Origin of the sequence: Streptococcus sanguinis, assembly GCF_020729725.1 — a bacterium.
Lineage (GTDB): Bacteria > Bacillota > Bacilli > Lactobacillales > Streptococcaceae > Streptococcus > Streptococcus sanguinis_V.
Window position 1 is genome coordinate 55,330 of record NZ_JAJEPA010000007.1, and the last position, 26,300, is coordinate 81,629.

A 26,300-nucleotide genomic window follows, 5' to 3' on the forward strand; every position below is an offset into this window, starting at 1 on the left:
TAATGAAGTAATAAATTAGGGTGGAACCGCGTCTTGACGCCCCTAGGTGAATAGCCTAGGACTGTCGGATGTGGTTCTTTTGCGTACTGAGTCTATTGTTCGAAAGAAAGGAGATTCGTGGAGAACCTTTATCTTGTAAAAGACGAGAACCAATTAGCAGCTTTTCGAGATTTCGTCGCAAAGAATTCCGCAAAGTTGCAGGCTTATCTAACATTTTTAAAAGACGAGTTTGCGGTTTATGACTTGCCGCAAGCCATCATTTGGTCCGATTTTGATTCTGCTACGCAGATCATTCGGGAAATTCCTGTACCAGCCTATACAAATGATAGGCGGATGGTTATGACTCCCGAATTGACGGTTTGGAAAGATTTATATCTTCTTCAGTTGGAGAATTACGAGACCTCTCACCAAACTCAAGCAATAGCCAACCACTATCAGTCTTTGTCTGAAAAATCCCTCTTGCAGATTGTGGGCCATGAGTTGGCTCATTGGTCGGAGCATTTTTTAGATGACTTTGATGGATACGGTGCCTATATCTGGTTTGAAGAAGGGATGGTTGAGTATATTAGTCGCAAGTATTTCTTTACAGATGAGGAATTTCGAGTGGAAAAAGCTTGTAATCAGTCTCTTGTTGAGCTCTTTCAGAAAAAGCACGGTTGGCACTCATTGAATGATTTCGGTACTTCGACTTATCAAGGGAATTATGCTAGTATTTTTTACGAATACTGGCGCAGTTTTTTGACCGTCGACAAGCTAGTAGAAAATCTAGGCAGTGTGCAAGCGGTCTTTGATTCTTATCATCGGTGGGCAAACACAGATAAAACACTTCCCTTGTTGGATTGGTTCATACAGCAGAAAATAATAGACAAAGAGATATAAACAAAAGGAGTTAAAAATGTCTAAGAAGTTAACATTTCACCTCGCCAAAGTCAATTGCGAACCTAAGGGTTCGATTGACTAACGACAAACGCTACGGGCGGTTTGTCTAGGCGATATACTAGCTTTTCAAAAGGGAAATAATCGTTCCCTTTTGAACGCTTCGCAAGAATCTCAAGAAACTAAAGGAGTAACTAATGTCTAAGAAACTTACCTTTCAAGAAATTATTTTGACTTTACAGCAGTTCTGGAATGACCAGGGTTGTATGCTCATGCAGGCTTATGATAATGAGAAGGGGGCGGGAACGATGAGTCCCTATACTTTCCTGCGGGCAATTGGGCCAGAGCCGTGGAATGCGGCCTATGTAGAGCCGTCTCGCCGACCGGCAGATGGTCGTTATGGGGAAAATCCTAACCGCCTTTATCAGCACCATCAATTTCAGGTGGTTATGAAGCCATCACCAAGTAATATCCAAGAACTTTACTTGCAGTCTTTGGAGCTCTTGGGGATCAATCCGCTGGAGCACGACATCCGCTTTGTTGAGGATAATTGGGAAAATCCGTCAACTGGCTCGGCTGGTCTAGGCTGGGAAGTCTGGCTGGATGGTATGGAAATCACTCAATTCACTTACTTCCAGCAGGTCGGAGGTCTACCAACTAAGCCGGTGACTGCTGAGGTGACTTATGGCCTGGAGCGTTTGGCTTCTTATATCCAAGAAGTGGACTCTGTCTATGATATTGAGTGGGCTGATGGCGTTAAGTACGGCGAAATTTTCACGCATCCTGAGTATGAACATTCCAAGTACAGCTTTGAGGTCAGCGACCAAGACTTGCTCCTGGGGAATTTTGAAAAGTTTGAAGCAGAAGCCAAGCGCTGTCTGGACGAGCATCTGGTGCACCCGGCCTATGACTATGTTCTCAAATGCTCGCATACCTTTAACCTCTTGGATGCGCGTGGAGCCGTATCTGTGACAGAACGGGCTGGTTATATCGCCCGTATTCGTAACCTGGCTCGTGTTGTGGCTAAGACCTTTGTGGCTGAGCGCAAGCGTCTGGGCTACCCACTTTTGGATGCTGAGACTCGCGAGAAACTCTTGGCAGAGGAGGGAGAATAATCATGGTAAAAAATTTATTAGTTGAATTAGGCTTGGAGGAAATGCCAGCCTATGTCGTAACTCCGAGCATGAAGCAGCTGCGCGACAAGATGGGAGCCTTTCTGACAGACCATCGTCTGACCTTTGAGAAAATTGAAATGTTCTCCACGCCTCGTCGTCTGGCGGTGCGCGTGGTTGGCTTGGCGGACAAGCAGTCTGATCTGACAGAAGATTTCAAAGGTCCTTCTAAGAAAATTGCTCTGGACGCAGATGGCAACTTTACCAAGGCTGCCGAAGGCTTTGTCCGTGGCAAGGGCTTGACGGTTGAGGACATTACTTTCCGTGAAATCAAGGGTGAGGAATACGTCTATGTGACCAAGGAAGAAATCGGCCGCCCAGTAGAGGAAATCATCCCAGCAGTAACGGAAGTTCTGCAAGCTTTGACCTTCCCTGTCAGCATGCACTGGGCCAACAACACCTTTGAATACATCCGCCCAGTTCACACCTTGACTGTGCTCCTAGATGAGCAGGCCTTTGATTTGGATTTCTTGGATATCAAGAGCGGCCGTACTAGCCGAGGACACCGTTTCTTGGGGCAAGAAACGGAGATTGCTTCAGCGGATTCCTATGAAGATGACTTGCGGGCTCAGTTTGTCATTACCAGTCCTCTTGAACGGGGTGATATGATTGTCGAGCAGATTCGAGCACTGGAAGAGGAGCACGGAGTTTCTATCGAAATTGACGAAGACTTGCTCAATGAAGTGTTGAATCTGGTAGAATATCCAACTGCTTTCTTAGGTAATTTTGATTCTAAATACTTAGAGGTTCCAGAAGAAGTCTTAGTAACTTCCATGAAAGAGCACCAGCGTTACTTTGTTGTGCGTGATAGTGAAGGTAAGCTTTTGCCACACTTTATCTCTGTCCGTAACGGGAATGCAGAGCATCTAGAAAATGTCATCAAGGGAAATGAAAAAGTCTTGGTGGCTCGTCTGGAAGATGGGGAATTCTTCTGGAGAGAAGACCAGAAGCTGGCTATTGCCGACTTGGTTGAAAAGCTGAGCAATGTGACCTTTCACGAAAAGATTGGCTCTCTGGCAGAGCACATGGAGCGGACTGGCAAGATTGCTGCTCTCTTGGCGCAAGAAGCAGGATTGGATGCTGATGAGACGGCTGACTTGGCCCGTGCAGCGGCTATTTATAAGTTTGACCTGCTGACTGGCATGGTTGGTGAGTTTGATGAGCTGCAAGGTATCATGGGTGAGAAGTATGCTCTTCTGGCTGGTGAGAATGCTGCGGTGGCAGCTGCCATTCGGGAGCACTATATGCCGACTTCAGCAGATGGGGAATTGCCTGACACCAAGGTCGGAGCAGTCTTGGCTCTGGCTGATAAGCTGGATACTATTCTGTCCTTCTTCTCAGTTGGGCTGATTCCAAGTGGTTCTAATGACCCGTATGCATTGCGCCGTGCGACTCAGGGTGTTGTGCGTATCTTGGATAAGTTTGGCTGGAACATTGACTTGGCTCAGCTTCTTGGTCGACTTTACGAACTCAAGTTTGATAGCCTAAGCTATGAAAATCAAGAGGCTGTGCTGGATTTCTTCCGTGCCCGCGTTGAGAAGATGATGGATCGCAGCATTCCGAAAGACATTGTTACGTCTGTTCTTCAAAGCACTCACTTTGTCGTACGCGATTTGGTAGAAACAGCAGCGCTTCTAGCTGAGAAAGCTCAGGAAGACAACTTCAAGACAGCAGTGGAAAGCCTGTCTCGGGTCTTCAATCTTGCTGAGAAAGCCCAGGGGCATGCAGCTGTTAATCCAGCACTCTTTGAAAATCAAGAGGAAAAAGACTTGGCTGCGGCCATTGAAGCGGTGGAGCTGACGTCAGACTTGGCTGCCAATCTGGACCAACTCTTTGCACTCAGTCCAGTTATCGATGCTTTCTTTGACCATACCATGGTTATGGATGAAGATGAGGCTGTGCGTAACAATCGTCTAGCTCTCCTAGCTTCTTTGACAGCCAAAGCGGGACAAATGGCTCAGTTTAATCAGATTAATACCAAATAAAAGGTAAGAGAGAGGTAGAATCATGGATCCTAAAAAAATTGCCCGTATTAATGAACTGGCTAAAAAGAAAAAAGCTGAAGGTCTAACTGCTGAGGAAAAAGTGGAACAAGCCAAGCTTCGTGAAGAGTATATCGAAGGCTACCGTCGCTCTGTTCGTCATCACATCGAAGGCATCAAGATTGTCGACGAGGATGGCAATGATATCACTCCTGAAAAATTGCGTCAAGTTCAGCGCGAGAAAGGCCTTCACGGCCGTAGTCTGGATGACCCAGAGTCTTAAGTAGATATAAATAAAAGAATCCCTCGCTAGGAAGCTAGAAAGTTCCTGTCGAGGGATTCTTTTATTCTTGTTTATGTTTTTTCAAAATGCGGAGAGCTATATAGATGCAGCTAACGATGATTGCTACATCCAGCCAGAAAATCCAAGGCTCCGTGATACGGAAAAAGAAATAGGCAGCGATGGCAGTAATGAGGGACAGAATGCCTAGATCCATTTTTTCTTTGAGATTGAGTCTCATAGGTCTTCTTCCTCCTTTTTTTGTGCTTGACGAATCTTTCCTTTGGCAATGAAATGCATAATCAGTCCAAATCCAAGACCAGCAGCTAATCCAGTTATAATGAGTTTAGGTTGAAGCAGAACTTGTAGGATATCTTTCTTTTCCATGACAGCTATCATGATGCTAAAGAGAGGGTAAAAGAGCAACCAATAAGAGAAACCTGCTTTGAGACCAGCGTGTTTCATGGCTTTTTCTTCTTTTTCATCCTGAAGTTCTAGCTCTAGGTCATCAATTCCTTTGCGCCGTGCTTGAATGACTATATAGACACAGAAGCCGAGGATAAGGATTTCCAGCAGGATAGGATAGGCAACAGCGATAATTTTGGGCCAGCGAAAGGCTAGGGGAAAGGCGATGGCATTGCCAAAAATCAGAATAAAGAAAAGCCAGATAAAGCCTATATTTCCTAGATGCTCAGCCTGTTGGCGCTTTTGCTCGTCCAAAGGTCCAGTAATGCCGTAAAATCGTTTAATCATCTTGTCTGAGAATGTTTCTTTTTTCATGTTTGTGTCCTTTCTTTAGGTATGAAATTTGCTACAGGGAAGAATTCTTAGTCCTCAGAATCTTCATCTGTCAGCTGGGGCTCCCAAAAGAGGGCGTTGAGGTCAGTATCCAGCGCTCTAGCCAGATTGATACAGAGCTCGAGGGTGGGGTTGTATTTGTTATTTTCAATCATATTGATAGTTTGCCGCGATACCCCGATAGACTTGGCCAACTCTAGCTGAGACATCTTTTTTTCTTTTCGAAATTCTTTGACACGATTCATTACACCCTTCCTTTCTAATACTATAACTGATAACTTTCAACAAGTTTGTCAGTTATATTTGACTTTTATTTTATGCTAGTATAATACTTTTTGGAAAAAGTGTCAAGTATATCTGACAAAAAATTTAAAAAAGGATTTCATCCGCTTACTTTTTCTTTTAAATTTTTTTTTGCTTTTGAATGTGATATAATAAGTAAGATATGACAAACGAATTTCATCACATTACGGTTCTTCTTCATGAAACGGTTGACCAGTTGGCGGTTAAGCCTGACGGCATCTATATCGATGCGACCCTTGGCGGTGCTGGTCACAGCGAATATCTTTTGAGCCAGCTCGGAGATGAGGGGCATCTCTATGCCTTTGATCAGGACCAGACGGCTATTGACAATGCTAAAAAGCGTTTGGCTCCTTATGTAGAGCGGGGGATGGTGACCTTTATCAAGGACAATTTCCGCCACCTCAAGAGCCGTTTGCAAGAAGCCGGTGTGGAAGAAATTGATGGGATTTGTTATGATTTAGGCGTTTCCAGCCCTCAGCTGGATCAGCGTGAGCGTGGTTTTTCCTATAAACAGGATGCGCCTTTGGATATGCGCATGAACCGCGAGGCAGCCTTGACAGCTTTTGAGGTTGTCAATCATTATAGCTATCAGGATTTGGTACGAATCTTTTTTAAATACGGCGAAGATAAGTTTTCTAAGCAGATTGCTCGCAAGATTGAGCAGGCTAGAAGTATCAAGCCTATTGAAACAACGACAGAATTGGCTGAAATTATCAAGTCAGCTAAGCCAGCTAAGGAGCTGAAGAAGAAAGGCCACCCGGCCAAGCAGATTTTTCAAGCTATTCGGATTGAAGTCAATGATGAATTGGGCGCAGCGGATGAGTCTATTCAGCAGGCCATTGATCTGCTAGCGGTGGACGGCCGGATTGCGGTCATTACTTTTCATTCGCTGGAAGATCGTCTGACCAAGCAGCTTTTCAAGGAGGCGTCAACAGTAGATGTTCCTAAGGGCTTGCCCTTTATACCTGATGAACTGCAGCCTAAGCTGGAGCTGGTCAGCCGCAAACCAATTTTACCAAGCAAAGAAGAATTAGAAAGCAATAATCGGGCTCATTCCGCCAAGCTGCGCGTGGCCCGTAAGATACACAAGTGAGGAAGAAATGTCAGAAAAAAGACCAAACCCGCTTCAAGATCAGATGAGAAAATTTTCCCGAGTTGAGAAGGCCTTTTACGGATCTATCGTTTTGACTGCCATTATTTTAGCGGTCAGCATCGTCTTTATGCAGACCAAGCTATTGCAGGTGGACCGGGATTTGACAGAAGTTAATACCCAGATTGAAGCGGAGCAGACAGAGCTAGCCGACCTCAAGCAGGAAGTCAATGAACTGACCCGCTATGAAAGGCTGTCCCAACTAGCCAGCTCTCAGGATATGAAACTCCAGAAGGGAAATCGTAAAACAGTGAGTTCAACGGATGAAGAATAGAATTTTTGAAAGAATTAAAAAATACGCCCTGAAAAATAGGCAAACCCCTGAATACAATCGGAGGCAAGTGGGAAAGAGCATGAGTATCTTAGCTATCTTTCTCTTTTTCGTTTTCTTGATTAATTTTGCCATTATTATCGGAACAGACCAGAAGTTCGGTGTTAATCTATCAAAGGGTGCAGAAGTAGTCCATCAAAAGACGGTCACAGTCGCTGCCCGGCGGGGAACGATTTATGACCGAAATGGTGTTCCCATTGCAGAGGATGCCACGACTTATAATGTCTATGCCATTATTGACAAGAGCTACAAGTCAGCTACCGGCAAGATTCTCTACGTAGAAGAATCCCAGTATGATAAGGTGGCAGAGATTTTCAATCAATACCTAGAGTTGGATAAGGACTACGTCAAAACCCAGCTGTCGCAGAAAAATCTCAAGCAGGTTTCCTTCGGGGCACAGGGCAATGGCATTACCTACAGTAATATGAACGCTATGCGGGAAGCCTTTGAAGCTGCTGGTATTGAAGGGATTGACTTTACTACCAGTCCCAACCGCAGTTATAGTAACGGTGTCTTTGCCTCCCAGTTTATCGGTCTTGCCCAGCTGCAGGAGGATAAGGAAGGCAATAAGACGCTGAAAGGGACTTCTGGCATGGAGCAGGCTCTGGATAGGATTCTTGCTGGTCAGAATGGGATTGTGACCTACGAAAAAGACCGAAACGGTAATGTTGTGCCTGGGTCAGAAAAGGTCTCTGTACAGGCAGAGGACGGCAAGGACGTCTATACAACGCTGTCGGCTGATTTGCAAACCTACCTAGAAACGCGGATGAATGCTTTTCAGGAAAAAGTCAAAGGTAAGTTTGTCAATGCAACCTTGGTCAGTGCCAAGACCGGCGAAATCCTAGCTACCTCTCAACGGCCGACCTATAATGCCGATACCAAGGAAGGCTTGAATGAGAAAAATCTGGGCAATTGGAATACCATGCTCTATCAAGGTCAGTATGAGCCTGGATCTACCATGAAGGTCATGACTCTAGCTTCAGCTATTGATAATGGCAGCTTTAATCCTAACGATACCTTTGACAGTAGAGAATACAAGGTTATGGATGCGACCATTCGGGACTGGAACGTCAACATGGGGATTTCAGAAGGGGAAACCCTGACCTTTGCCCAAGGATTTACCTATTCCAGTAACGTTGGTATGACTATTTTGGAGCAGAAGATGGGCAATGACAAGTGGCTGGACTACTTGAGTAAGTTTAAGTTTGGTCTGCCGACCCGCTTTGGGATGGGCAATGAAACCTATGGCTCCTTGCCAGGTGATAACTATGTTACGATTGCCATGAGTTCTTTTGGTCAAGGGATTGGTGTGACCCAGGTGCAGATGTTGCGTGCCTTCTCGTCCGTTGCCAATGACGGCGTCATGGTGGAGCCTAAGTTTATCAATGCCATCCATGATCCAAAAACCAATACAGCTCGTAAGACAGCGACAGAAATTATCGGAAATCCTGTCTCAGAAAAAGCAGCTCAAACCACTCGGGATTATATGGTTCAGGTCGGAACAGACCCCTACAAAGGAACCCTGAATGTCGGTGGAGAACCCGTCATTCAAGTGGCCGGTCAGAATGTCGCTGTCAAGTCAGGGACCGCTCAGATCGCTTCTGAAAATGGTTATCTAGAGGGTGAGAACGACAACATCTACTCAGTTGTTGCCATGACGCCGGCAGAAAATCCTGAATTTATCATGTATGTGACAGTTCAGCAGCCCGAGGAAAAATTCCAGCCTATATTCTGGCAGGAAGTGGTCAATCCGGTCTTGGAAGAAGCAGTCGCTCTTAAAGACAGTCTTAATCTGACGACAGAGACAACTCCAGCTCTTGAAACAGTCACTGAAGAAACCAGCTATAAAATGCCATCACTGGAAGATCTGACCAAGCAACTAGGTCTGAAACATCAAGTCAGCCCTGGCGGCTTGGCAGATGAATTGAGCCGCAACCTCGTCCAACCAATTGTACTAGGAACAGGTGGCAAGATTAAAAAAGTATCTGTCAAAGAGGGCAAAAATCTCAAGGCCAACCAGCAGGTTTTGATCTTGTCAGATGATTTAGACAGTCTGCCTGATATGTACGGCTGGACCAAGGCCAATGTTGAACGTTTTGCGAAGTGGCAGGACATCGAAGTCACTTTCAAAGGAGAGGGCTCCAAGGTCGTCAAGCAGAGCGAAAAGACCAATACTTCGCTGAAAAATCTCAAGAAAATAACAATTACAATGGGAGACTAATATGCTTATTGCTCTTATTGCAGGAATCGTAACTTTTATCCTAACTATCATCGGCATTCCTGCCTTTATTCGTTTTTACCATAAGGCTCGTATCACAGGCCAACAGATGCACGAAGATGTCAAGCAGCATCAGGCCAAGGCCGGAACACCTACCATGGGTGGCACAGTCTTTCTCTTGACATCTGTTTTGGCTAGCTTTGTTATCGGTCTATTTTCTCATCAGCTGTCCAACGGCCTTATCATGATTCTTTTTATCTTGGTCCTGTATGGCGTTGTCGGCTTTTTGGACGACTTCCTCAAGGTGTTTCGTAAGATCAACGAGGGTCTAAATCCCAAGCAGAAACTGTTTTTGCAGCTGGTCGGCGGAGTTGTCTTTTACTTCTTTTATAATCAGCACGGTGCAGGTGACCAGCTGAATGTCTTCACCGTTCCTGTCCAGATAGGCTTCCTCTATGTCTTTTTCGTCCTTTTTTGGCTGATTGGCTTCTCCAATGCTGTCAATCTGACGGATGGAATTGATGGTTTGGCCAGCATTTCTGTGGTCATTAGCTTGGTGGCCTATGCTGTGATTGCTGTTGAGCAGAAGCGTTTTGATATTTTGATTATCATCATCAGTATGATTGGTGGCTTGCTAGGCTTCTTTGTCTTCAACCACAAGCCCGCTAAAATCTTCATGGGAGATGTGGGAAGCCTGGCTTTGGGCGGTATGCTGGCTGCTATCTCCATTTCCCTTCACCAAGAGTGGACCCTGCTCTTGATTGGGATCGTCTATGTGTTTGAAACGACCTCTGTCATGATGCAGGTGACCTACTTCAAGCTGACCGGCGGCAAGCGGATTTTCCGGATGACCCCGGTTCATCACCACTTTGAGCTGGGAGGCCTAACTGGCCACGGCAAGGAGTGGAGCGAGTGGAAAGTCGATTTCTTCTTCTGGGGAATCGGTATCGTGGGCAGTCTTTTGACCCTAGCTATCCTATATCTATAGCAAGAAGCGAGTCTCTGGCTCGCTTTTCTGCTTCTTAGCATTGAGGGTAAGCAGGATGGTCAATTTTTTGGTATAATAGTTAGGATAATAGAATAGAGGACAAGATGAAATTTACAGAATTTAAGTTTAAAGATTATATTCAGGAAGCGCTCAGGGATTTGAACTTCGTTGAAGCGACTCCAGTCCAAGAGAAGCTGATTCCAGTCGTATTGTCAGGCCGGGATTTGGTCGGTGAGTCCAAGACAGGCTCTGGGAAGACCCACACGTTTTTGCTGCCGATCTTTCAAATGCTGGATGAGGAAGCAGACAGCGTGCAGGCTGTTATTACAGCCCCAAGTCGGGAGCTGGCAGCGCAGATTTATCAGGCTGCTCGTCAGTTAGCTAGCTTTTCTGAAAAAGAGATTCGGGTGGCCAATTATGTTGGTGGGACTGACAAAGCTCGTCAGATTGGGAAGTTAGAATCCAGTCAGCCTCATATCGTCATTGGAACGCCTGGTCGAATTTATGACTTGGTAGAGTCTGGCGACTTGGCCATTCACAAGGCCAAGACCTTTGTCGTTGACGAGGCAGATATGACACTGGACATGGGCTTTTTGGCGACGGTTGATAAGATTGCAGGCCGGTTGCCTAAAGATTTGCAGTTTCTCGTTTTTTCAGCGACCATTCCGCAGAAGCTTCAGCCTTTTTTGAAAAAATACCTGTCTAATCCAGTGATTGAGCAGATTAAGACCAAGACGGTCATTGCGGACACCATTGAAAACTGGCTTCTGTCAACCAAGGGACGAGACAAGAATGCCCAGATTTATCAAATCAGTCAGCTCCTGCAGCCTTATCTGGCTATGATTTTCGTCAATACCAAGACGAGGGCAGATGAGCTGCACAGCTATCTGACAGCTCAAGGGCTCAAAGTTGCTAAAATTCATGGAGATATTGCTCCGCGGGAGCGCAAGCGCATCATGAATCAGGTCAAGAATCTGGATTTTGAGTACATTGTCGCTACTGACTTAGCAGCGCGGGGGATTGATATTGAAGGTGTAAGCCATGTTATCAATGATGCCATTCCTCAGGACTTGTCTTTCTTTGTCCATCGGGTAGGCCGGACCGGCCGTAATGGTCTTCCCGGCACAGCCATTACTCTCTACCAGCCGAGTGACGACTCAGATATTCGAGAGTTGGAAAAGATGGGGATCAAATTCACTCCCAAAATGATAAAGGATGACGAGTTCCAGGATACCTATGACCGAGACCGTCGGGCCAATCGGGAAAAGAGTCGGGAGAAGCTGGACACGGAAATGCTGGGGCTGGTCAAGAAGAAAAAGAAAAAAATCAAACCAGGCTACAAGAAAAAAATCCAGTGGGCAGTGAACGAAAAGCGCCGCAAAACTAAGCGAGCAGAGAATCGTGCACGTGGCCGGGCAGAGCGTAAGGCTAAGCGCCAAACCTTTTAGTGATATACTTTTCTTATCGCTGTGATAAGAAAAATATATTAGTCTTTGTGAGATAGATATGATAGACTAGTGAAACTAGTCTATTTTTATATTGGGCTTAGTGTGGCTTATTTGATATTTAGGAACACGAGATTTGCACTAGCTACTCACGTTTTGACTGCTAAAAGACAGTAAAAGCGAAGCAAATTCTTTGTTTTGTTCCAGAATTATGTTAAAATATTTCATTATCAAGAAAAGGAAGTAATAATGGTGGTTACAACTTATCTTCTGACAACTGGTTGGTATGAGGAGTTCCTCAAGTTCATTCCAGATGGTAAATTATTTAGTTTAAGGGCCGTTTTTGAGGCTATTCCGGGCATTTTGCAAAATCTGCCAATCACCCTTCTCTTGACAGCGGGTGGTGCAGTCTTTGGTATTCTGCTTGCCATGGTTTTTGCTATCGTCAAGATTAATCGGGTTAAAGTCCTGTATCCGATTCAGGCTTTCTTTGTCAGCTTTCTGAGAGGAACACCGCTGCTGGTCCAGCTCATGCTGACCTATTTTGGGATTCCTTTATTGCTCAAGGCTATCAATCAGAAGTATGGCACAAGCTTTAATATCAACGAGATTCCAGCGTCTGTCTTTGCGATTGTTGCCTTCGCTTTCAACGAAGCGGCTTATGCCAGTGAGACCATCCGAGCAGCAATCTTGTCCGTAGATCCGGGAGAAATTGAGGCTGCTCGCAGTTTAGGGATGACCAACAAGCAGGTTTATATGCGTGTCATTATCCCTAATGCAGCAGTGGTAGCGACGCCTAGTCTGATTAATTCCCTGATTGGCTTGACCAAGGGAACATCTCTGGCTTTTAGTGCTGGTGTAGTGGAAATTTTTGCCAAGGCACAGGCTATCGCGGGGGCAGACTACCGTTACTTTGAGCGTTTTATCTCGGTGTCGCTGATTTATTGGGCAGTCAATATTCTCATTGAGCAACTTGGCCGCTGGATCGAAAAGATGATGGATATCAAGCAGCCGGATAAATTTGAATCGCTTCAGCAAGCAGAAGGAGAAGGAATCTGATGATTAATATTTCACATTTAAGTAAGACTTTTTCAGGTCAAAAGGTTCTGGATGATCTCAGTTTGGACATTAAAAAAGGCGAAGTGGTAGCTTTGATTGGCTCTTCAGGTGCTGGGAAGTCAACTTTCCTCCGCAGTCTCAACTATCTGGAACAGCCTGATAGCGGAAAGATTACTATCGACGGCTTCAAAGTGGATTTTTCAAGGATTTCCAAAGATGAGATTTTGCTACTGCGCCGCAAGCTAGCCATGGTTTTTCAGCAGTTCAACCTCTTTTCCCGTCGGACAGCTCTGGAAAATGTCAAGGAAGGTCTGCTGGTAGTTAAGAAACTGTCAGACCAAGAAGCGACTAAGATAGCCAAGGAAGAGTTAGCAAAAGTTGGCTTGTCAGACCGAGAAAATCACTATCCTAGACATTTGTCAGGCGGACAGAAGCAGAGGGTAGCCTTGGCAAGGGCTTTAGCTATGAAGCCAGATGTTCTTTTGCTAGACGAGCCGACCTCAGCCTTGGATCCCGAGTTGGTCGGAGAAGTAGAGAAATCAATCGCTGATGCAGCCAAGTCTGGCCAAACCATGATTCTGGTCAGTCATGATATGTCCTTTGTCGCTCAGGTTGCGGATAGAGTACTCTTTTTGGACAAGGGGAAAATCATAGAGTCTGGGACACCAGATGAAATTATCCATCAACCAAAGGAAGAAAGAACCAAGGAATTTTTTGCTAGTTACAAACGGACCTATATTTGATATAATAGAGACAGTGAAGGCTCAGTTGGCTAGACCAGCTGAGTTTGTTTTCAGTCTTAGCATACTGTGGGGCAGGCTTTCTTGTCTAGTGGGTGTTTTATATTGACGGCTAGATTTGGAATTGTTCCCTTTCTATGCACTATGAGGCTGATTGACCTTTGAGGAGTTGACATGTTAGATCAAATATTTGCACTTTATATCGAGAGCTTGCTTTATACAGCAGTCGGTGTAGGGATCATTGCGGGTTTATGGATTGGACTGCGGATGCTTCGCCGCAAGGATAAGACGGCCAAGGAGCGCCAGAGCCATCTGTACGATGTCCTTCTGATTGTCATTATGACGATTCCAGTCCTGTCTTTTGCGACGCTGGGCTTGCTCATTGTCCTAAAAGCTTAAATGCTTGTAAAACTGTAGAAAAGTTGTTAGAATAATTCTAGTTACAACAAGGAGAAAGAAGAGTTATGTACGATACAATTATTATTGGAGCTGGGCCTGCCGGCATGACAGCTGCCCTCTATGCAGCCCGTAGTAACCTAAAAGTTGCCCTGCTGGAGCGTGGTATTCCTGGTGGTCAGATGAACAATACTGCTGATATTGAAAACTATCCAGGCTATGCTAATATCAGCGGTCCTGAGCTAGCAGAGAAAATGTTTGAACCTCTGGAGAATCTGGGTGTTGAACATCTATTTGGCCTAGTAGAGAAAATTGAAGACCGAGGTGATTTCAAGGAAATCATCACAGAGGATGAGCGTTTTGAAGCTAAAACAGTCATCATTGCTTCTGGTGCCAATCATCGTCATCTGGGGGTTCCTGGCGAGGAAGACTACAACAGCCGCGGCGTTTCCTACTGTGCGGTCTGTGATGGCGCATTTTTCCGTGATGAAGACCTATTGGTTGTCGGTGGTGGTGACTCGGCTGTAGAGGAGGCTATTTTCCTGACGCGCTTTGCAAAAAGTGTGACCATTGTCCACCGTCGAGATGAGTTGCGAGCACAAAAAGTGCTGCAGGATCGCGCCTTTGCCAACGAAAAGATTCGCTTTGTCTGGGATTCTGTGGTGGAAAGCATCCATGGTGATGAGCGTAAAGTGACTGGCGTAACCTTCAAGAATGTCAAGACAGGTGAGATTAGTCAGGCAGAGTTTGGTGGTATCTTCATTTATGTTGGTTTAGATCCAGTTAGTGAATTTGCTGCGGACTTGGGCATCGCTGATGAGGCTGGCTGGATTCTGACGGATCATCAGATGAAGACTTCAGTAGCCGGCATTTACGCTGTTGGCGATGTTCGCCAGAAAGACCTGCGCCAGATTACGACGGCTGTTGGCGATGGTGCCATTGCCAGTCAGGAAGCCTACAAATACCTTACAGAACAAGCATAAAAATATAAGCTAAGCAAGTGTGTCTATTCAAGTGAGTTGACTGGATTTGCTTAGCTTTTTTGGAATTATGATATAATAAAAGGTATCTAGCATAAAGGAGCAAGAAGATGTACCCAGATGATAGTTTAACGCTGCACACTGATTTGTACCAAATCAACATGATGCAGGTTTATTTCAAGCAAAATATTCACAACAAGCGTGCAGTTTTTGAAGTTTTTTTCCGTAAGAATCCTTTTAATAACGGCTACGCAGTTTTTGCGGGCTTGGAAAGAATTATTTCCTATCTCAATAATCTGACATTCAGCCAGAGCGATTTAGATTATTTGCAAACCTTGGGCTATCACGGAGAGTTTCTGGATTATTTGCGGAATCTCAAGATGAGCCTGACCGTAAGGTCTGTTCAGGAAGGCGATTTGGTTTTTGCCAATGAACCAATCGTGCAGGTGGAAGGTCCACTAGCTCAGTGTCAGCTGGTTGAGACGGCTCTGCTCAATATCGTTAATTTTCAGACGCTTATTGCCACCAAGGCAGCCCGTATACGTTCTGTCATCGAGGATGAGCCTCTGATGGAGTTCGGTACGCGTCGAGCCCAGGAAATGGATGCTGCTATTTGGGGGACTAGGGCTGCGGTGATTGGCGGAGCTAATGGCACCAGCAATGTCCGGGCTGGTAAGCTCTTTGACATTCCAGTCTTGGGAACGCATGCCCATGCTCTCGTTCAAGTATATGGAAATGATTATGAAGCCTTTAAAGCTTATGCTGAGACTCATCATAACTGTGTTTTCTTAGTAGATACCTATGATACATTGCGTCTAGGTGTTCCGGCAGCCATTCGGGTGGCGCGTGAGCTAGGAGACAAGATTAAATTTCTGGGTGTTCGCATTGATTCGGGAGATCTTGCCTATATTTCTAAGAAGGTTCGGCAGCAATTAGATGAAGCTGGCTTCCCTGATGCTAAGATTTATGCGTCCAATGATCTGGATGAAAATACCATTCTCAACTTGAAAATGCAAAAGGCTAAGATTGATGTCTGGGGCGTGGGAACCAAGCTTATTACAGCCTATGACCAGCCAGCTTTAGGAGCGGTTTATAAGATTGTTGCTATTGAAGATGAGAATGGCGTTTTGCGCAATACCATCAAGCTGTCCAATAATGCCGAAAAGGTTTCGACCCCAGGCAAGAAGCAGGTTTGGCGTATTACCAGTCGCGAGAAAGGGAAGTCTGAGGGAGACTACATTACTTATGACGGCCTTGATGTCAATGGCTTAGAAGAACTGGAAATGTTCCATCCGACCTATACCTACATCAATAAAACGGTCAAAAATTTTGATGCTGTACCGCTTTTGGTGGATATTTTCCAAGAGGGGAATTTGGTCTATAATCAGCCGAGCTTGACTGAGATTCAAGCCTATGCACGTAAGGAATTTGATAAACTTTGGGATGAGTACAAACGAGTTCTCAATCCACAGGATTATCCAGTTGACCTGGCTAGAGATATTTGGCAGGATAAGATGGACTTGATTGACCAGATGCGCAAGAAAGCCTACCAGACAGGAGCAGAAAAATGAGTCTACAAGAAGAAATCATCGCTCAACTGGGCGTTAAACCAATCATTGATCCGGAGGAAGAAATCCGCAAGTCGGTGGATTTTCTCAAGGCCTATCTGAAAAAGCACCCTTTTTTGAAAAGTTATGTTTTGGGAATTTCTGGTGGTCAGGACTCAACCTTGGCTGGCCGCTTAGCTCAGCTGGCTGTAGAGGAAATGAGGGCTGAGACTGGGGATGATAGCTATTGCTTTATCGCAGTTCGTTTGCCTTACGGTATCCAAGCAGATGAAGATGATGCGCAAAAAGCTCTGGCTTTTATCCAACCTGATGTCAGTCTGACAGTCAATATCAAGGAATCTGCTGATGCCATGACAAAGGCTGTCGAGGCAACGGGGGCCAAAGTCTCTGATTTTAACAAGGGCAATATCAAGGCGCGCAGCCGTATGATTGCCCAGTATGCTTTGGCCGGTTCATACAGCGGAGCTGTCATTGGGACCGATCACGCAGCAGAAAATGTCACAGCCTTTTTCACCAAGTTTGGAGATGGTGGAGCAGATATCTTACCACTTTACCGTCTCAATAAACGTCAAGGCAAGCAGCTTTTGGCCGCTTTAGGAGCTGATCCGGCCCTCTATGAAAAGGTGCCGACGGCTGACTTGGAAGAAGAAAAGCCTGGGATTGCGGATGAAGTCGCTCTGGGCGTGACTTACAATGAAATTGACGACTACCTCGAAGGCAAGTCCGTTTCAGCCAAAGCCCAAGAAACTATCGAATCTTGGTGGCATAAAGGCCAGCATAAACGGCATTTGCCGATTACAGTTTTTGATGAATTTTGGAAGTGAAAATCTCTATCGAATCTTTTTAGTCCGAGCCAAGAAATGAGGAAGCTATGAAAAAGATAGGCACACAGTCCATTGAAACCAAACGTCTTTTACTAAGACCTTTTCTGGAATCGGATGCTCAAGCTATGTATGACAACTGGGCTTCTCGTCCGGATAATTTGTTGCACGTGACATGGGATGCTCACGAGAGTCCTGAAGTCACCCAACAGTCTATTGCTCGCTGGGTTGAGAATTATCAAAACATGGATTTTTACAAGTGGGCCATCTGTCTGAAAGAAAATCCTGATTCTGTAATCGGGGACATCAGTGTGGTGGACACGGATGGAGCAGTCAATGCTTGCGAGGTCGGTTATATTTTAAGTAAAGACTACTGGGGGCAGGGGTTGATGACAGAAGCTTTGAAAGCTGTTTTGAACTACCTTTTGCAAGACGCAGGATTCAATCGTGTCACAGCAAGATTTGTAACAGCCAATCCAGCTTCGGGGCGTGTTATGGCTAAAGCTGGAATGGGCTACGAAGGCACTTTCCGTCAGGCTGTATTTCATAAAGGACAAGTCAAAGATTTTTCCGTCTATGGTATTCTAAAATCCGATTTAGAAAAAGGCTAGGACTCTTTTGTCTAGCCTTTTTACTTGCGCTCCTTTTTTAAAGTTCTATAATAGATGTATAATGACAAGGAGGATTCTATGCATTCGTTAGAACAAGATTTTACAGATAAGCTGTATGCTGCTTATGAGGCCAATCCTAAGTTTGCAGCAATTGAAAATGCCATCAGCCACAATGGCCTTTTGGCTTCCTTAGAGAAGCGAAGCGCCGCTGTGGAAAATACACCTATCTTTTCACTGGATCTTACTAAGGACAAGGTTAGCGACCAGAAAGCTTCTGGACGCTGTTGGATGTTTGCAGCTCTTAATACCTTCCGCCACAAGATGATTGCTGGTTTCCAATTGGAAGATTTTGAGCTATCTCAGGCCCACACTTTCTTTTGGGATAAATATGAAAAATCCAACTGGTTCTTGGAGCAGGTGATTGCGACAGCTGACCAAGAATTGACCAGCCGTAAGGTCAAGTTTCTCTTAGATACGCCACAGCAGGATGGCGGTCAGTGGGATATGGTTGTTTCCCTCTTTAAAAAATATGGTGTCGTGCCCAAGTCAGTCTACCCGGAGTCTATCTCATCCAGCAATAGCCGTGAACTCAATCAGATTCTCAATAAACTCTTGCGTCAGGATGCGCAGATTTTGCGAGAATTAAGAGCGGAAGGGGCAGAATCGTCAGAACTTCAGACCAAGAAAGAAGAACTCCTACAAGAAGTCTTTAACTTCTTAGCTATGAATTTAGGCTTGCCACCTCGCCAGTTTGACTTTTCTTATCGCGATAAAGACAATCATTTCCATAGCGAGAGCGGATTGACACCTCTGACTTTCTATCAAAAATATGTCGATCTAAAGCTAGATGACTATGTCTCTATCATCAATGCGCCAACTGCAGACAAGCCTTATGGTCGGTCCTATACAGTTGAGATGTTGGGAAATGTCGTTGGCAGTAAGCCAGTGCGTTATTTGAATGTTGAAATGGACCGACTAAAAGAGCTGGCTATAGCTCAAATGCAGGCTGGCGAGACCGTTTGGTTTGGTTCGGATGTTGCTCAGTCTAGCAATCGTAAGGCAGGTGTTATGGCAGAGGGGATGCACGATTTCACTGCTAGCATGGATATTCGACTGACTCAGGATAAGGCTGGCCGCTTGGACTATAGCGAAAGCCTCATGACCCACGCCATGGTCTTGACAGGGGTAGACTTGGATGAAAATGGTAAAGCTAAGAAATGGAAGGTCGAAAACTCTTGGGGTGAAAAGGTTGGTAATAAGGGTTACTTTGTAGCCTCTGACGCTTGGATGAACGAGTATACCTATCAAATCGTCGTTCGAAAGGAGTTTCTGACAGCAGCAGAATTAGCTGCATATGAAGCAGAGCCTCTTGTCCTATCTCCCTGGGATCCCATGGGTGCTTTGGCAAAGTAATCTTTAATGAGAGAATAAGAAAAGAGTAAGAATTTTTCATTCTTACTCTTTTAGTTTGTATTCTAATCTTCGTCACTCTAGTCATCTCCACCGTTACCGGAAGATGAGTCATTGTGGCTAGAAGAGCTATTGTTTGAATCACCAGAATGATCACTAGAAGCTGATGTGTCAGAGCTAGCTTCTGTACTGTAACTGCTATAGCTAGAATAGTTATAGTACTGCTGGTTATTGTAGTAACGGTTATAGCCAGTACCACTGTTGAGGTAGACATAGGAGCCACTGCGGTAGAGACCATCTGGCATTTCCCAATCTTCTGAGGCAGAGCCATCTTGAGCTAGATAAAGCATCATTTCGCGGTAGACATCTGTCGCAACCTTAACTCCATCATCAAGGATTGGTGTCAGACGGTTTGAGTAGCCGGTCCAAACAGCCATTGAATACTTAGGCGTGTAACCAACGAAGAGCTCGTCTGGTGTGACAATGCTAGAGTAGTAATAAGGCTTGGTCAGCTTAGCTAATTCATCGTCAGCATAGTTGGAGGTTCCAGTCTTACCAGCCTGATAAACCCCAGAAATAGCAGCGTTTGTACCTGTACCGGACTGCAAGACTGTTTTCATCATATCGGTCATCATGTAGGCTGTCGTTTCCTTCATAGCCTTGGAACCATTGTTGGAGAAGGTCTTCTCCGTTCCGTCACTGAAGACAACGCGATTGACATACTGAGGCTTGTAGTAAGTACCACCATTGGCAAAAGCAGCATAGGCAGCAGCCATTTTTTCACTGCTGGCTCCGTATTCGTTGCCGGATTTGCTGGTATTACTTGAAAAGGCATTAACATAGAACATTTCAGGATAGTTAATCCCAATACGATTTAGGAACTTGAGGGACTCATCCAGACCAACGGCTTCCAGCGTTTTCACGGCAGGAACGTTCCGGGATTCCTGAATAGCGTATTGAATCGTCATCCCGCCATAATATTTCTTATCCCAGTTATAGACTGGTGTGCTGGAATACGGGAAGTTATATGGAGCATCCGTGATAGGAGCAGCAGTTGAGGTATAGACTTCATTTTCAAGAGCTGGAGCATAATCGGTGATTGGCTTCATTGTTGAACCGAAATCACGGTTGGTTTCAACAGCTTGGTTGGTACCAAAGGATACGTTGGTAGATTGGTTACGAGAACCGAGCTGGGCAATGACTTTACCAGTTTGCACATCCATAACAGTGGACGCAACCTGCATTTCGTCATCTGGATAAGCTACATAGTCTCCTGTGTTGTAAATATCCCAGAGTTTCTTTTGGGCATCAGTGTTGACATTTGTATAGACTTCCATACCAGTTGTCAGGACATTGTAGCCAGTCTCTTCTTCTACTTGTTCAATTACTTCCTTAAGATAATTATCCATGTAAGCAGGATAGCTAGTGGAAGCTTTCAAGCTTTGAAGTCCGTCGGTTACAGGGGTATTCTTGGCTTGCTCATACTGCTCATCTGTGATGTACTTGAGATCATGCATCTCACGAAGTACCAGATTACGGCGGTTGGTCGCAGCCTCTGGGTGAGTGTAAGGGTCATATTGGTTAGGTGCCTGAGGCATACCTGCCAGTAGAGCTGTTTGGTGTAAGCTCAAGTCTTTTAGGTCCTTGCCATAGTAGCTTCGGGCTGCTGTCTGCATACCGTAGTTACTGTTAGACATGTAGACTTTGTTGACATAATAGGTCAAGATTTGCTGCTTGGTTGCTTTACGCTCAAGCTGAGCGGCCAGCCAAGCTTCTTGGATTTTACGTGAAAGGGTCGCGTCCGAAGAAGAGGTTGAGAAATAGGAAAGCTTAATCAATTGCTGGGTCAGAGTTGATCCCCCTTGGCGACCTCCGCGGATGTTGCTAACAAGGGCACCTGCAATCCGAATAAAGTCTACCCCACGGTGGTTGAAGAAGCGATGGTCTTCGATGGCGACAATGGCGTTAACCAAATCCGTAGGTATTTCACTTGTTTCAGCATTGACCCGCTTTTCAGCGCCTAGGTCCGCAATCAAATTGTTATTGCTGTCAAAAATTTTACTGGATGTGGTCGCGATCAGGTCTTTTTCAGAAAGCTTAGGAGCCTTGACCGCATAGTAGGTAAATACCAAACAGCCAATCACGAATCCAATCATAAGCAGGGTTATAAGTGCACTTGCAAGATATTTCAAAGCCTGCATAAGAGTTTGTTTATTCATTTATAATACCACCTAGTAGTTTTTGTTCGATAATTTCAAGATAAGGGATGCTGGGAAGCTGCTGCATTTCAATCGGATAACCATGCTCTTGAATGTAGGTCAAAGGCATGGACTTCCCTCCCTTGTCAATCTTGTAAAACTCAATTAAATAAGAAGCTGGAAGCAGGTAAGTCTCCCTTAAGCTGGAAAAATGCAGTAAGACAAAGCAGATGCCCTTTTGCTCAAGGACAGCCTCCATATGCTCAATCTGATGCGAATGAAAATTTTTCATGGGCATCGATTTTTTCTGTCGGGTTTCCTTGGCTTCAAAGTCAATATAATGGCCCTTGTAGACACCAGAATAGTCTGTTGTAGAAGCTTGCCGAAAATAAGCCTCTACAATCTTGGCTCGGCTACGGTGCGGATAATCAACCTTAACAATCTGAATGGGGGTAGGCTTTTTATGGATGACAGCGAGTCCTCTGCTTAGATAGTAGCTGTTGGATTCGTTGATCATCTTTTCAAAAGACATCCCACGATTGGCAAAGTTAGCAATGCCGGGAACAGGCCTGTTGATACTGCTTTTTGCCTTTAGCTTATGCGGATAGTTGACCATAAAACTCCTTATTGGTACAATAGCATCACTCTATTATACCACAAAAAACTTTTTTAAGGGAGAATAAATGACCAGTCTACTAATAACAGGCTACAAAGCCTTTGAAATCGGCATTTCGACGGAAAAAGATATGAGAATAAATATCATAAAAGAAGCCGCTAAGAGGGATTTAATTCGTTTTTTGGAAGACGGAGTGGATTGGCTGGTTTTTCTGGGTAATCTGGGCTTTGAGTCTTGGGTTTTGGATCTAGCTAATGAACTGAAAAAAGACTATGAATTTCAGACGGCAAGCATCTTTCTCTTTGAGAATCAAGGTGAAAATTGGAATGAAGCCAATCAGGCAAAATTAGCTGCTTTTAAGCAGACCGATTTTGTCAAGTATGCTTATCCTACCTACCAAAATCCCAGTCAGTTTCGTGATTACAATCAATTCGTCATTCAAAATACAGACGGAGCTTACCTCTTTTACGATGAAGAACAGGAGACAAAATTGAAATATCTTTACCAAGAAATGAAAAAACAAGAACAATATTTTATCAAAAAATTAACATTTGATGACCTGAATGAAGTGGCTGAAAATTTTTCGGGAAATTAGATGATAAATCTTGATTTTTATTAGGCATTTTGTTTATAATTGAATATGATAAACTAGATTGGAGAGAGAAGATGGCAAGTATTATTTTTACAGCAAAAGATATTTTTGATCAGGATTTTAAACGCGAAGTACGCGGCTATAGTAAGTCCGAAGTGGATGAGTTTTTGGATGATATTATCAAGGATTATGAGACTTATGCAGCCTTGGTAAAGGAGCTGCGTGAGGAAAATCGCCGTCTCAAGGAAGAGTTAGCTGCGAAGCCAGTTGAAAAAGCACCAGTTCAGCCGGCTCAGCCTGTCCAATCAACACAAGCGACTCAGTCAACTGCAGAAAGCTTCCCTCAGATGACTTCTGCGACTAACTTTGATATCTTGAAACGCTTGAACCGCCTTGAAAAGGAAGTATTCGGGAAACAGATTTTGGATCGTGAATAATGGTTCTTTTAGAACAGTGCAATTTTTGGATAATCGCGTGGAAATTTTAGATTTTCATGAGGAAAGTCCATGCTAGCACTGGCTGTGATGCCGGTAGTGTTTGTGCTAGGCGAAGAAATAAGCCTAGGGACGGATTTTTCCGTTACGGCGACTGAAAGGGCTAAGTCTTTGGATATGTCTGATTAGGTCTGAAAGTGCCACAGTGACGTAGTTCTTCTGGAAACAGAAGAAGTGGAACGCGGTAAACCCCTCAAGCTAGCAACCCAAACTTTGGTCGGGGCATGGAGTGCGTGGAAGCGAACATAGCACTCTGACTGGAAACAGTAGACAGATGATTATCGAAGGAAATGGTACCTAGTCATTTCCGGAACAAAACATGGCTTACAGAAAATTGCATATAGGCTGAGGCTGGGACGTCAAGTCCTGTCCTCTTTAAATTTTATAATAGAATAGCAAGAGAGTGGCTGAGCGCTCTATTCTCTGCCAAGTTCAACTAGCTGTTGCTTCATTTGTCTGATGGATATTTCAAGGAATGAGCTAGCTGATAAATGGCAGCGAAACCTTCTCAGCCCAAAATTTAAAAAGGGAGAGTGAGGAAAATCGATGTGACGAAATCACGATTTTTGTCTCACTCCCTTTGTTTGTATAGATTGGAATCCATTTAAAAGCCGAGATGAAAGAAAAATTTAATTTAATTGCGACCGCAGCGGCAGGGCTAGAAGCTGTCGTCGGCCGTGAAATCAGAGAGCTGGGACTTGATTGTCAGGTCGAAAATGGCCGGGTTCGCTTCGAGGGTGATGTCAGTACCATTATTCAAACCAATCTCTGGTTGCGCGCGGCCGATCGGATTAAGATTGTAGTTGGCAGTTTTCCAGCCAAGACTTTCGAAGAGCTCTTTCAGGGAGTTTTTGCTCTGGATTGGGAGAATTATCTACCGCTGGGAGCTAAATTTCCTATTTCCAAGGCTAAATGCGTCAAGTCAAAACTTCACAATGAGCCTAGTGTTCAGGCTATTTCTAAAAAGGCAGTTGTCAAGAAGCTGCAGAAGCATTATGCACGTCCGGAAGGGGTGCCCCTGCAGGAAAATGGAGCTGAGTTTAGGATAGAGGTTTCTATCCTAAAAGATGTAGCGACGGTCATGATTGATACAACAGGGTCTAGCCTCTTCAAACGTGGCTATCGTGTCGATAAAGGTGGTGCACCGATTAAGGAAAATATGGCAGCGGCCATTTTACTCCTGTCCAATTGGTATCCAGATAAGCCCTTGATAGACCCGACTTGCGGCTCTGGTACTTTTTGTATCGAGGCAGCCATGATTGGGATGAAGGTGGCGCCAGGACTTCATCGTTCCTTTGCATTTGAAGACTGGAATTGGGTGGATAAAGACTTGGTAGCACAGGCTCGCTCAACTGCACTCAGTCAGATTGATCAGACCATCCAGCTGGATATTTCTGGTTCGGATATCGATGGCCGTATGGTAGAACTAGCTCGAAAAAACGCTGAGCAAGCAGGAGTTGCAGAGCAGATTCACTTCAAGCAGATGCGTCTGCAGGATTTGCATACAGATAAGATTAATGGTGTGATTATCTCTAATCCGCCGTATGGGGAGCGCCTCCTAGATGATGAGACTGTGACTCGTCTTTATCAGGAAATGGGAGAAACCTTTGCTCCGCTCAAAACCTGGAGCAAGTTTATCCTGACTAGCGATGAAGCGTTTGAAAGCAAATACGGCAGTCAGGCCGATAAAAAACGCAAACTTTATAATGGTACTTTAAAAGTTGATTTATATCAGTATTTTGGCCAGCGGGTCAAACGTCAGTTAGATTAGAAAGGATTTGCCGTGACGAAAGAAGAAAACTACTCACCGGAAGAAGAAAAGAAAGAGTCTGTCCTTGATTTTGAAGAGGCCAAGGAAATGACAGTCGGACAAGCCACTCGTAAGAAAGAGGAGCTGGAAGCCGGTGTGAATGAAAGCGATAATGTGCTGGATAAGTACATCAAGCAGCACCGTCAGGAAATCGAAGCTGGAAAATTTGAAACCCAGAAAATCAGAAAGCTGCAGGAGCAGGAAGCGGCTCAAGCTGAGCAAGCCACTTCTGATTTGACCGATTTCATCAAAGAAAGACGGCAAGAGGTTGAAAGTGAGCAGGAGATTCCAGCAGCTCAGTTGACAGCCACTGAGACAGCAAGTGAGCCAGAAGCAGCTCCAAACCCCTTAGGTTCTCGCAGTCAACGCTCAGAGCAGGAAGATGCGGTTCCTGCCGCTCCCGTTCAAAAGACATCTTACGGTCCTATTCCAGAACCGCTTGATGAGAAGGAATTACAGGTTTCTAAGACGCCTTTCTACAAGAAAAAAGCTTTCCTTTATCCAGTCTTAGGACTTTTAGGGATTGCTGTAGCGGGCACAGGGCTTTACTTTGCTCTGGGGCATAATTGGGGCCACAAGACCGTTACAAGCTCCAGCTCTTCAACATCGCAGTCTAGCAAAAAGAGCTCGTCTTCGTCTAGCTCTGATAATATTGCCAAGGATCTGAAGTCCTTTAATGATGAGTATGCTGCATTCTTCACAGATAGCAATCAAACAGCTGTCAAAAACAGTAAATTCGGCGACTTGGAAAAATTAAAAACCTTACTTGAAAAGCTAAAAGGCAGCAAAGACTATGATGCAGCCAAGAGCAAGTATGATTCCCTAGTGAAACAAATTTCAGCTATTCAAAGTGTCAATTCGCAGTTTGATGGCGGAGCGATTACTGACGGTGTCTTGAACAAGGAAGCCAAGGCTAATACAAATGCGACTTTCTCAGATGTATCAAGTGGCAATGCTAAGCTAGATGAAGTTCTAAAGGCAGCAATTGCCCAAGGACGCGGCCAACAGGTTCCAACACCGGCTCCTGCTACTGATCAAGGAGGTACAGGTGCAGGTACAAGTGGCGGTTCAAGCTCGTCTGCTTCTGGTTCAGGGGCTTCCAGCTCATACTCTGGTTATGGTCTTCCTAGCAATGGAGTAAATCTGCAGAGAGATCTCAGTCGTGTCCCTTATAACCAAGCAGCTATTGATGACGTCAACAATCCAGCTTGGACATTCAATCCTGGTGTTCTGGAGAAGATTTTGCAAACTTCTCGTGAGCGCGGCTACATTTCTGGAGACAACTATATTCTGGAACGCGTTAATATTATCAAAGGAAACGGCTACTACAACCTCTTCAAACCAGACGGTACCTACCTCTTCAGTATTAACTGTAAGACTGGATACTTCGTCGGAAATGGACCAGGTCATGCTGACTCGCTTGATTTCTAGACATCTGTGAACATTTCTTCAGCAGTTGGCT

The 26,300-nt window shown here is 44.8% G+C and carries 26 protein-coding genes and 1 other RNA gene; 22 read left to right on the forward strand and 5 right to left on the reverse strand.

The features are described 5' to 3' along the window. Positions 1-117: 117 nt before the first annotated feature. The 4 genes from K4I03_RS05045 (at position 118) to K4I03_RS05060 (ending at position 4,313) form a co-directional block, all read left to right on the forward strand. Complete coding sequence (locus K4I03_RS05045; RefSeq protein ID WP_227963926.1) at positions 118-879, forward strand: elongation factor Tu; 762 nt, start codon at positions 118-120, stop codon at positions 877-879. 194 nt (positions 880-1,073) lie between these two features. Then, positions 1,074-1,991, forward strand: coding sequence for a glycine--tRNA ligase subunit alpha (glyQ, locus tag K4I03_RS05050; RefSeq protein ID WP_227963927.1), 918 nt, complete (start codon positions 1,074-1,076; stop codon positions 1,989-1,991). 2 nt (positions 1,992-1,993) lie between these two features. Further along, on the forward strand, positions 1,994-4,033 hold the full coding sequence (glyS, locus tag K4I03_RS05055; RefSeq protein ID WP_125357064.1) for a glycine--tRNA ligase subunit beta: 2,040 nt from the start codon (positions 1,994-1,996) through the stop codon (positions 4,031-4,033). A 22-nt stretch (positions 4,034-4,055) separates the two neighbouring features. Beyond that, a complete protein-coding gene (locus K4I03_RS05060; RefSeq protein ID WP_002911278.1) occupies positions 4,056-4,313 on the forward strand; it encodes a DUF896 family protein in 258 nt (85 codons plus the stop codon). Between the two features lie 61 nt (positions 4,314-4,374). Here K4I03_RS05060 and K4I03_RS05065 read toward each other — a convergent pair whose 3' ends face one another. From K4I03_RS05065 to K4I03_RS05075, 3 genes are read right to left on the reverse strand one after another with little or no spacing between them, the layout of a single operon-like run. Further along, positions 4,375-4,551, reverse strand: coding sequence for a hypothetical protein (locus tag K4I03_RS05065; protein ID WP_002896934.1), 177 nt, complete (start codon positions 4,549-4,551; stop codon positions 4,375-4,377). After that, on the reverse strand, positions 4,548-5,090 hold the full coding sequence (locus K4I03_RS05070) for a DUF3278 domain-containing protein (RefSeq protein WP_125346899.1): 543 nt from the start codon (positions 5,088-5,090) through the stop codon (positions 4,548-4,550). Before K4I03_RS05070 ends, K4I03_RS05065 begins: the two co-directional genes overlap by 4 nt. A 47-nt stretch (positions 5,091-5,137) precedes the next feature. Further along, positions 5,138-5,353 carry a helix-turn-helix transcriptional regulator gene (locus K4I03_RS05075; protein WP_002896937.1) on the reverse strand — a complete coding sequence of 72 codons (216 nt, stop codon included), beginning with the start codon at positions 5,351-5,353 and terminating at the stop codon, positions 5,138-5,140. A 200-nt stretch (positions 5,354-5,553) separates the two neighbouring features. Between K4I03_RS05075 and rsmH the strand changes: the two genes are divergently transcribed. The 13 genes from rsmH to pepC all read left to right on the forward strand — a co-directional run bounded on the left by rsmH (position 5,554) and on the right by pepC (position 19,131). After that, the gene (gene rsmH, locus K4I03_RS05080) at positions 5,554-6,504 is read left to right on the forward strand and encodes a 16S rRNA (cytosine(1402)-N(4))-methyltransferase RsmH (RefSeq protein ID WP_002914283.1); all 951 of its coding nucleotides are present in this window, start codon (positions 5,554-5,556) and stop codon (positions 6,502-6,504) included. Between the two features lie 7 nt (positions 6,505-6,511). Then, positions 6,512-6,835, forward strand: a complete 324-nt coding sequence (ftsL, locus tag K4I03_RS05085) for a cell division protein FtsL (protein WP_227963928.1) — start codon at positions 6,512-6,514, stop codon at positions 6,833-6,835. Then, positions 6,825-9,113, forward strand: coding sequence for a penicillin-binding protein PBP2X (gene pbp2x, locus K4I03_RS05090; protein ID WP_227963929.1), 2,289 nt, complete (start codon positions 6,825-6,827; stop codon positions 9,111-9,113). Before ftsL ends, pbp2x begins: the two co-directional genes overlap by 11 nt. A gap of 1 nt (position 9,114) precedes the next feature. Continuing rightward, positions 9,115-10,098, forward strand: a complete 984-nt coding sequence (gene mraY, locus K4I03_RS05095) for a phospho-N-acetylmuramoyl-pentapeptide-transferase (RefSeq protein WP_149566086.1) — start codon at positions 9,115-9,117, stop codon at positions 10,096-10,098. 104 nt (positions 10,099-10,202) lie between these two features. Next, entirely contained in the window at positions 10,203-11,546 is a 1,344-nt protein-coding gene (locus tag K4I03_RS05100; protein ID WP_011837419.1) for a DEAD/DEAH box helicase, read from the forward strand. A 246-nt stretch (positions 11,547-11,792) separates the two neighbouring features. Continuing rightward, entirely contained in the window at positions 11,793-12,602 is an 810-nt protein-coding gene (locus K4I03_RS05105) for an amino acid ABC transporter permease (RefSeq protein WP_002893524.1), read from the forward strand. Continuing rightward, positions 12,602-13,345 carry an amino acid ABC transporter ATP-binding protein gene (locus tag K4I03_RS05110; protein ID WP_002903289.1) on the forward strand — a complete coding sequence of 248 codons (744 nt, stop codon included), beginning with the start codon at positions 12,602-12,604 and terminating at the stop codon, positions 13,343-13,345. Before K4I03_RS05105 ends, K4I03_RS05110 begins: the two co-directional genes overlap by 1 nt. 171 nt (positions 13,346-13,516) lie before the next feature. Next, the gene (locus K4I03_RS05115) at positions 13,517-13,741 is read left to right on the forward strand and encodes a DUF4059 family protein (RefSeq protein ID WP_002903287.1); all 225 of its coding nucleotides are present in this window, start codon (positions 13,517-13,519) and stop codon (positions 13,739-13,741) included. Positions 13,742-13,806: 65 nt separating this feature from the next. After that, positions 13,807-14,721, forward strand: a complete 915-nt coding sequence (gene trxB / locus K4I03_RS05120; protein WP_227963930.1) for a thioredoxin-disulfide reductase — start codon at positions 13,807-13,809, stop codon at positions 14,719-14,721. A 107-nt stretch (positions 14,722-14,828) separates the two neighbouring features. Next, positions 14,829-16,289, forward strand: coding sequence for a nicotinate phosphoribosyltransferase (locus tag K4I03_RS05125; RefSeq protein WP_227963931.1), 1,461 nt, complete (start codon positions 14,829-14,831; stop codon positions 16,287-16,289). Next, the gene (gene nadE / locus K4I03_RS05130) at positions 16,286-17,110 is read left to right on the forward strand and encodes an ammonia-dependent NAD(+) synthetase (protein WP_227963932.1); all 825 of its coding nucleotides are present in this window, start codon (positions 16,286-16,288) and stop codon (positions 17,108-17,110) included. Before K4I03_RS05125 ends, nadE begins: the two co-directional genes overlap by 4 nt. 47 nt (positions 17,111-17,157) lie before the next feature. Next, the gene (locus K4I03_RS05135) at positions 17,158-17,718 is read left to right on the forward strand and encodes a GNAT family N-acetyltransferase (protein ID WP_227963933.1); all 561 of its coding nucleotides are present in this window, start codon (positions 17,158-17,160) and stop codon (positions 17,716-17,718) included. A gap of 78 nt (positions 17,719-17,796) precedes the next feature. Next, positions 17,797-19,131: a C1 family peptidase gene (gene pepC, locus K4I03_RS05140; RefSeq protein ID WP_227963934.1), complete on the forward strand. Its 1,335-nt coding sequence runs from the start codon at positions 17,797-17,799 to the stop codon at positions 19,129-19,131. Positions 19,132-19,208: 77 nt separating this feature from the next. Here the strand turns inward: pepC and pbp1a are convergent, their stop codons facing one another. Further along, positions 19,209-21,347, reverse strand: a complete 2,139-nt coding sequence (gene pbp1a / locus K4I03_RS05145; RefSeq protein WP_227963935.1) for a penicillin-binding protein PBP1A — start codon at positions 21,345-21,347, stop codon at positions 19,209-19,211. After that, on the reverse strand, positions 21,340-21,942 hold the full coding sequence (gene recU, locus K4I03_RS05150; protein WP_227963936.1) for a Holliday junction resolvase RecU: 603 nt from the start codon (positions 21,940-21,942) through the stop codon (positions 21,340-21,342). The genes pbp1a and recU overlap by 8 nt, the downstream gene beginning before the upstream one ends. Before the next feature lie 67 nt (positions 21,943-22,009). Between recU and K4I03_RS05155 the strand changes: the two genes are divergently transcribed. The 5 genes from K4I03_RS05155 (at position 22,010) to K4I03_RS05175 (ending at position 26,269) form a co-directional block, all read left to right on the forward strand. Continuing rightward, on the forward strand, positions 22,010-22,537 hold the full coding sequence (locus tag K4I03_RS05155) for a DUF1273 domain-containing protein (RefSeq protein WP_227963937.1): 528 nt from the start codon (positions 22,010-22,012) through the stop codon (positions 22,535-22,537). Between the two features lie 71 nt (positions 22,538-22,608). After that, on the forward strand, positions 22,609-22,971 hold the full coding sequence (gene gpsB, locus K4I03_RS05160; RefSeq protein WP_050540595.1) for a cell division regulator GpsB: 363 nt from the start codon (positions 22,609-22,611) through the stop codon (positions 22,969-22,971). 21 nt (positions 22,972-22,992) lie between these two features. Continuing rightward, an RNA gene (rnpB, locus tag K4I03_RS05165) (RNase P RNA component class B) lies at positions 22,993-23,360 on the forward strand. Positions 23,361-23,644: 284 nt separating this feature from the next. Further along, on the forward strand, positions 23,645-24,799 hold the full coding sequence (locus K4I03_RS05170; RefSeq protein WP_227963938.1) for a THUMP domain-containing class I SAM-dependent RNA methyltransferase: 1,155 nt from the start codon (positions 23,645-23,647) through the stop codon (positions 24,797-24,799). A 12-nt stretch (positions 24,800-24,811) separates the two neighbouring features. After that, positions 24,812-26,269 (forward strand): cell division site-positioning protein MapZ family protein, encoded by a 1,458-nt coding sequence (locus K4I03_RS05175; RefSeq protein ID WP_061592655.1) that lies wholly within the window; start codon positions 24,812-24,814, stop codon positions 26,267-26,269. The last annotated feature ends 31 nt before the right edge of the window (positions 26,270-26,300 follow it).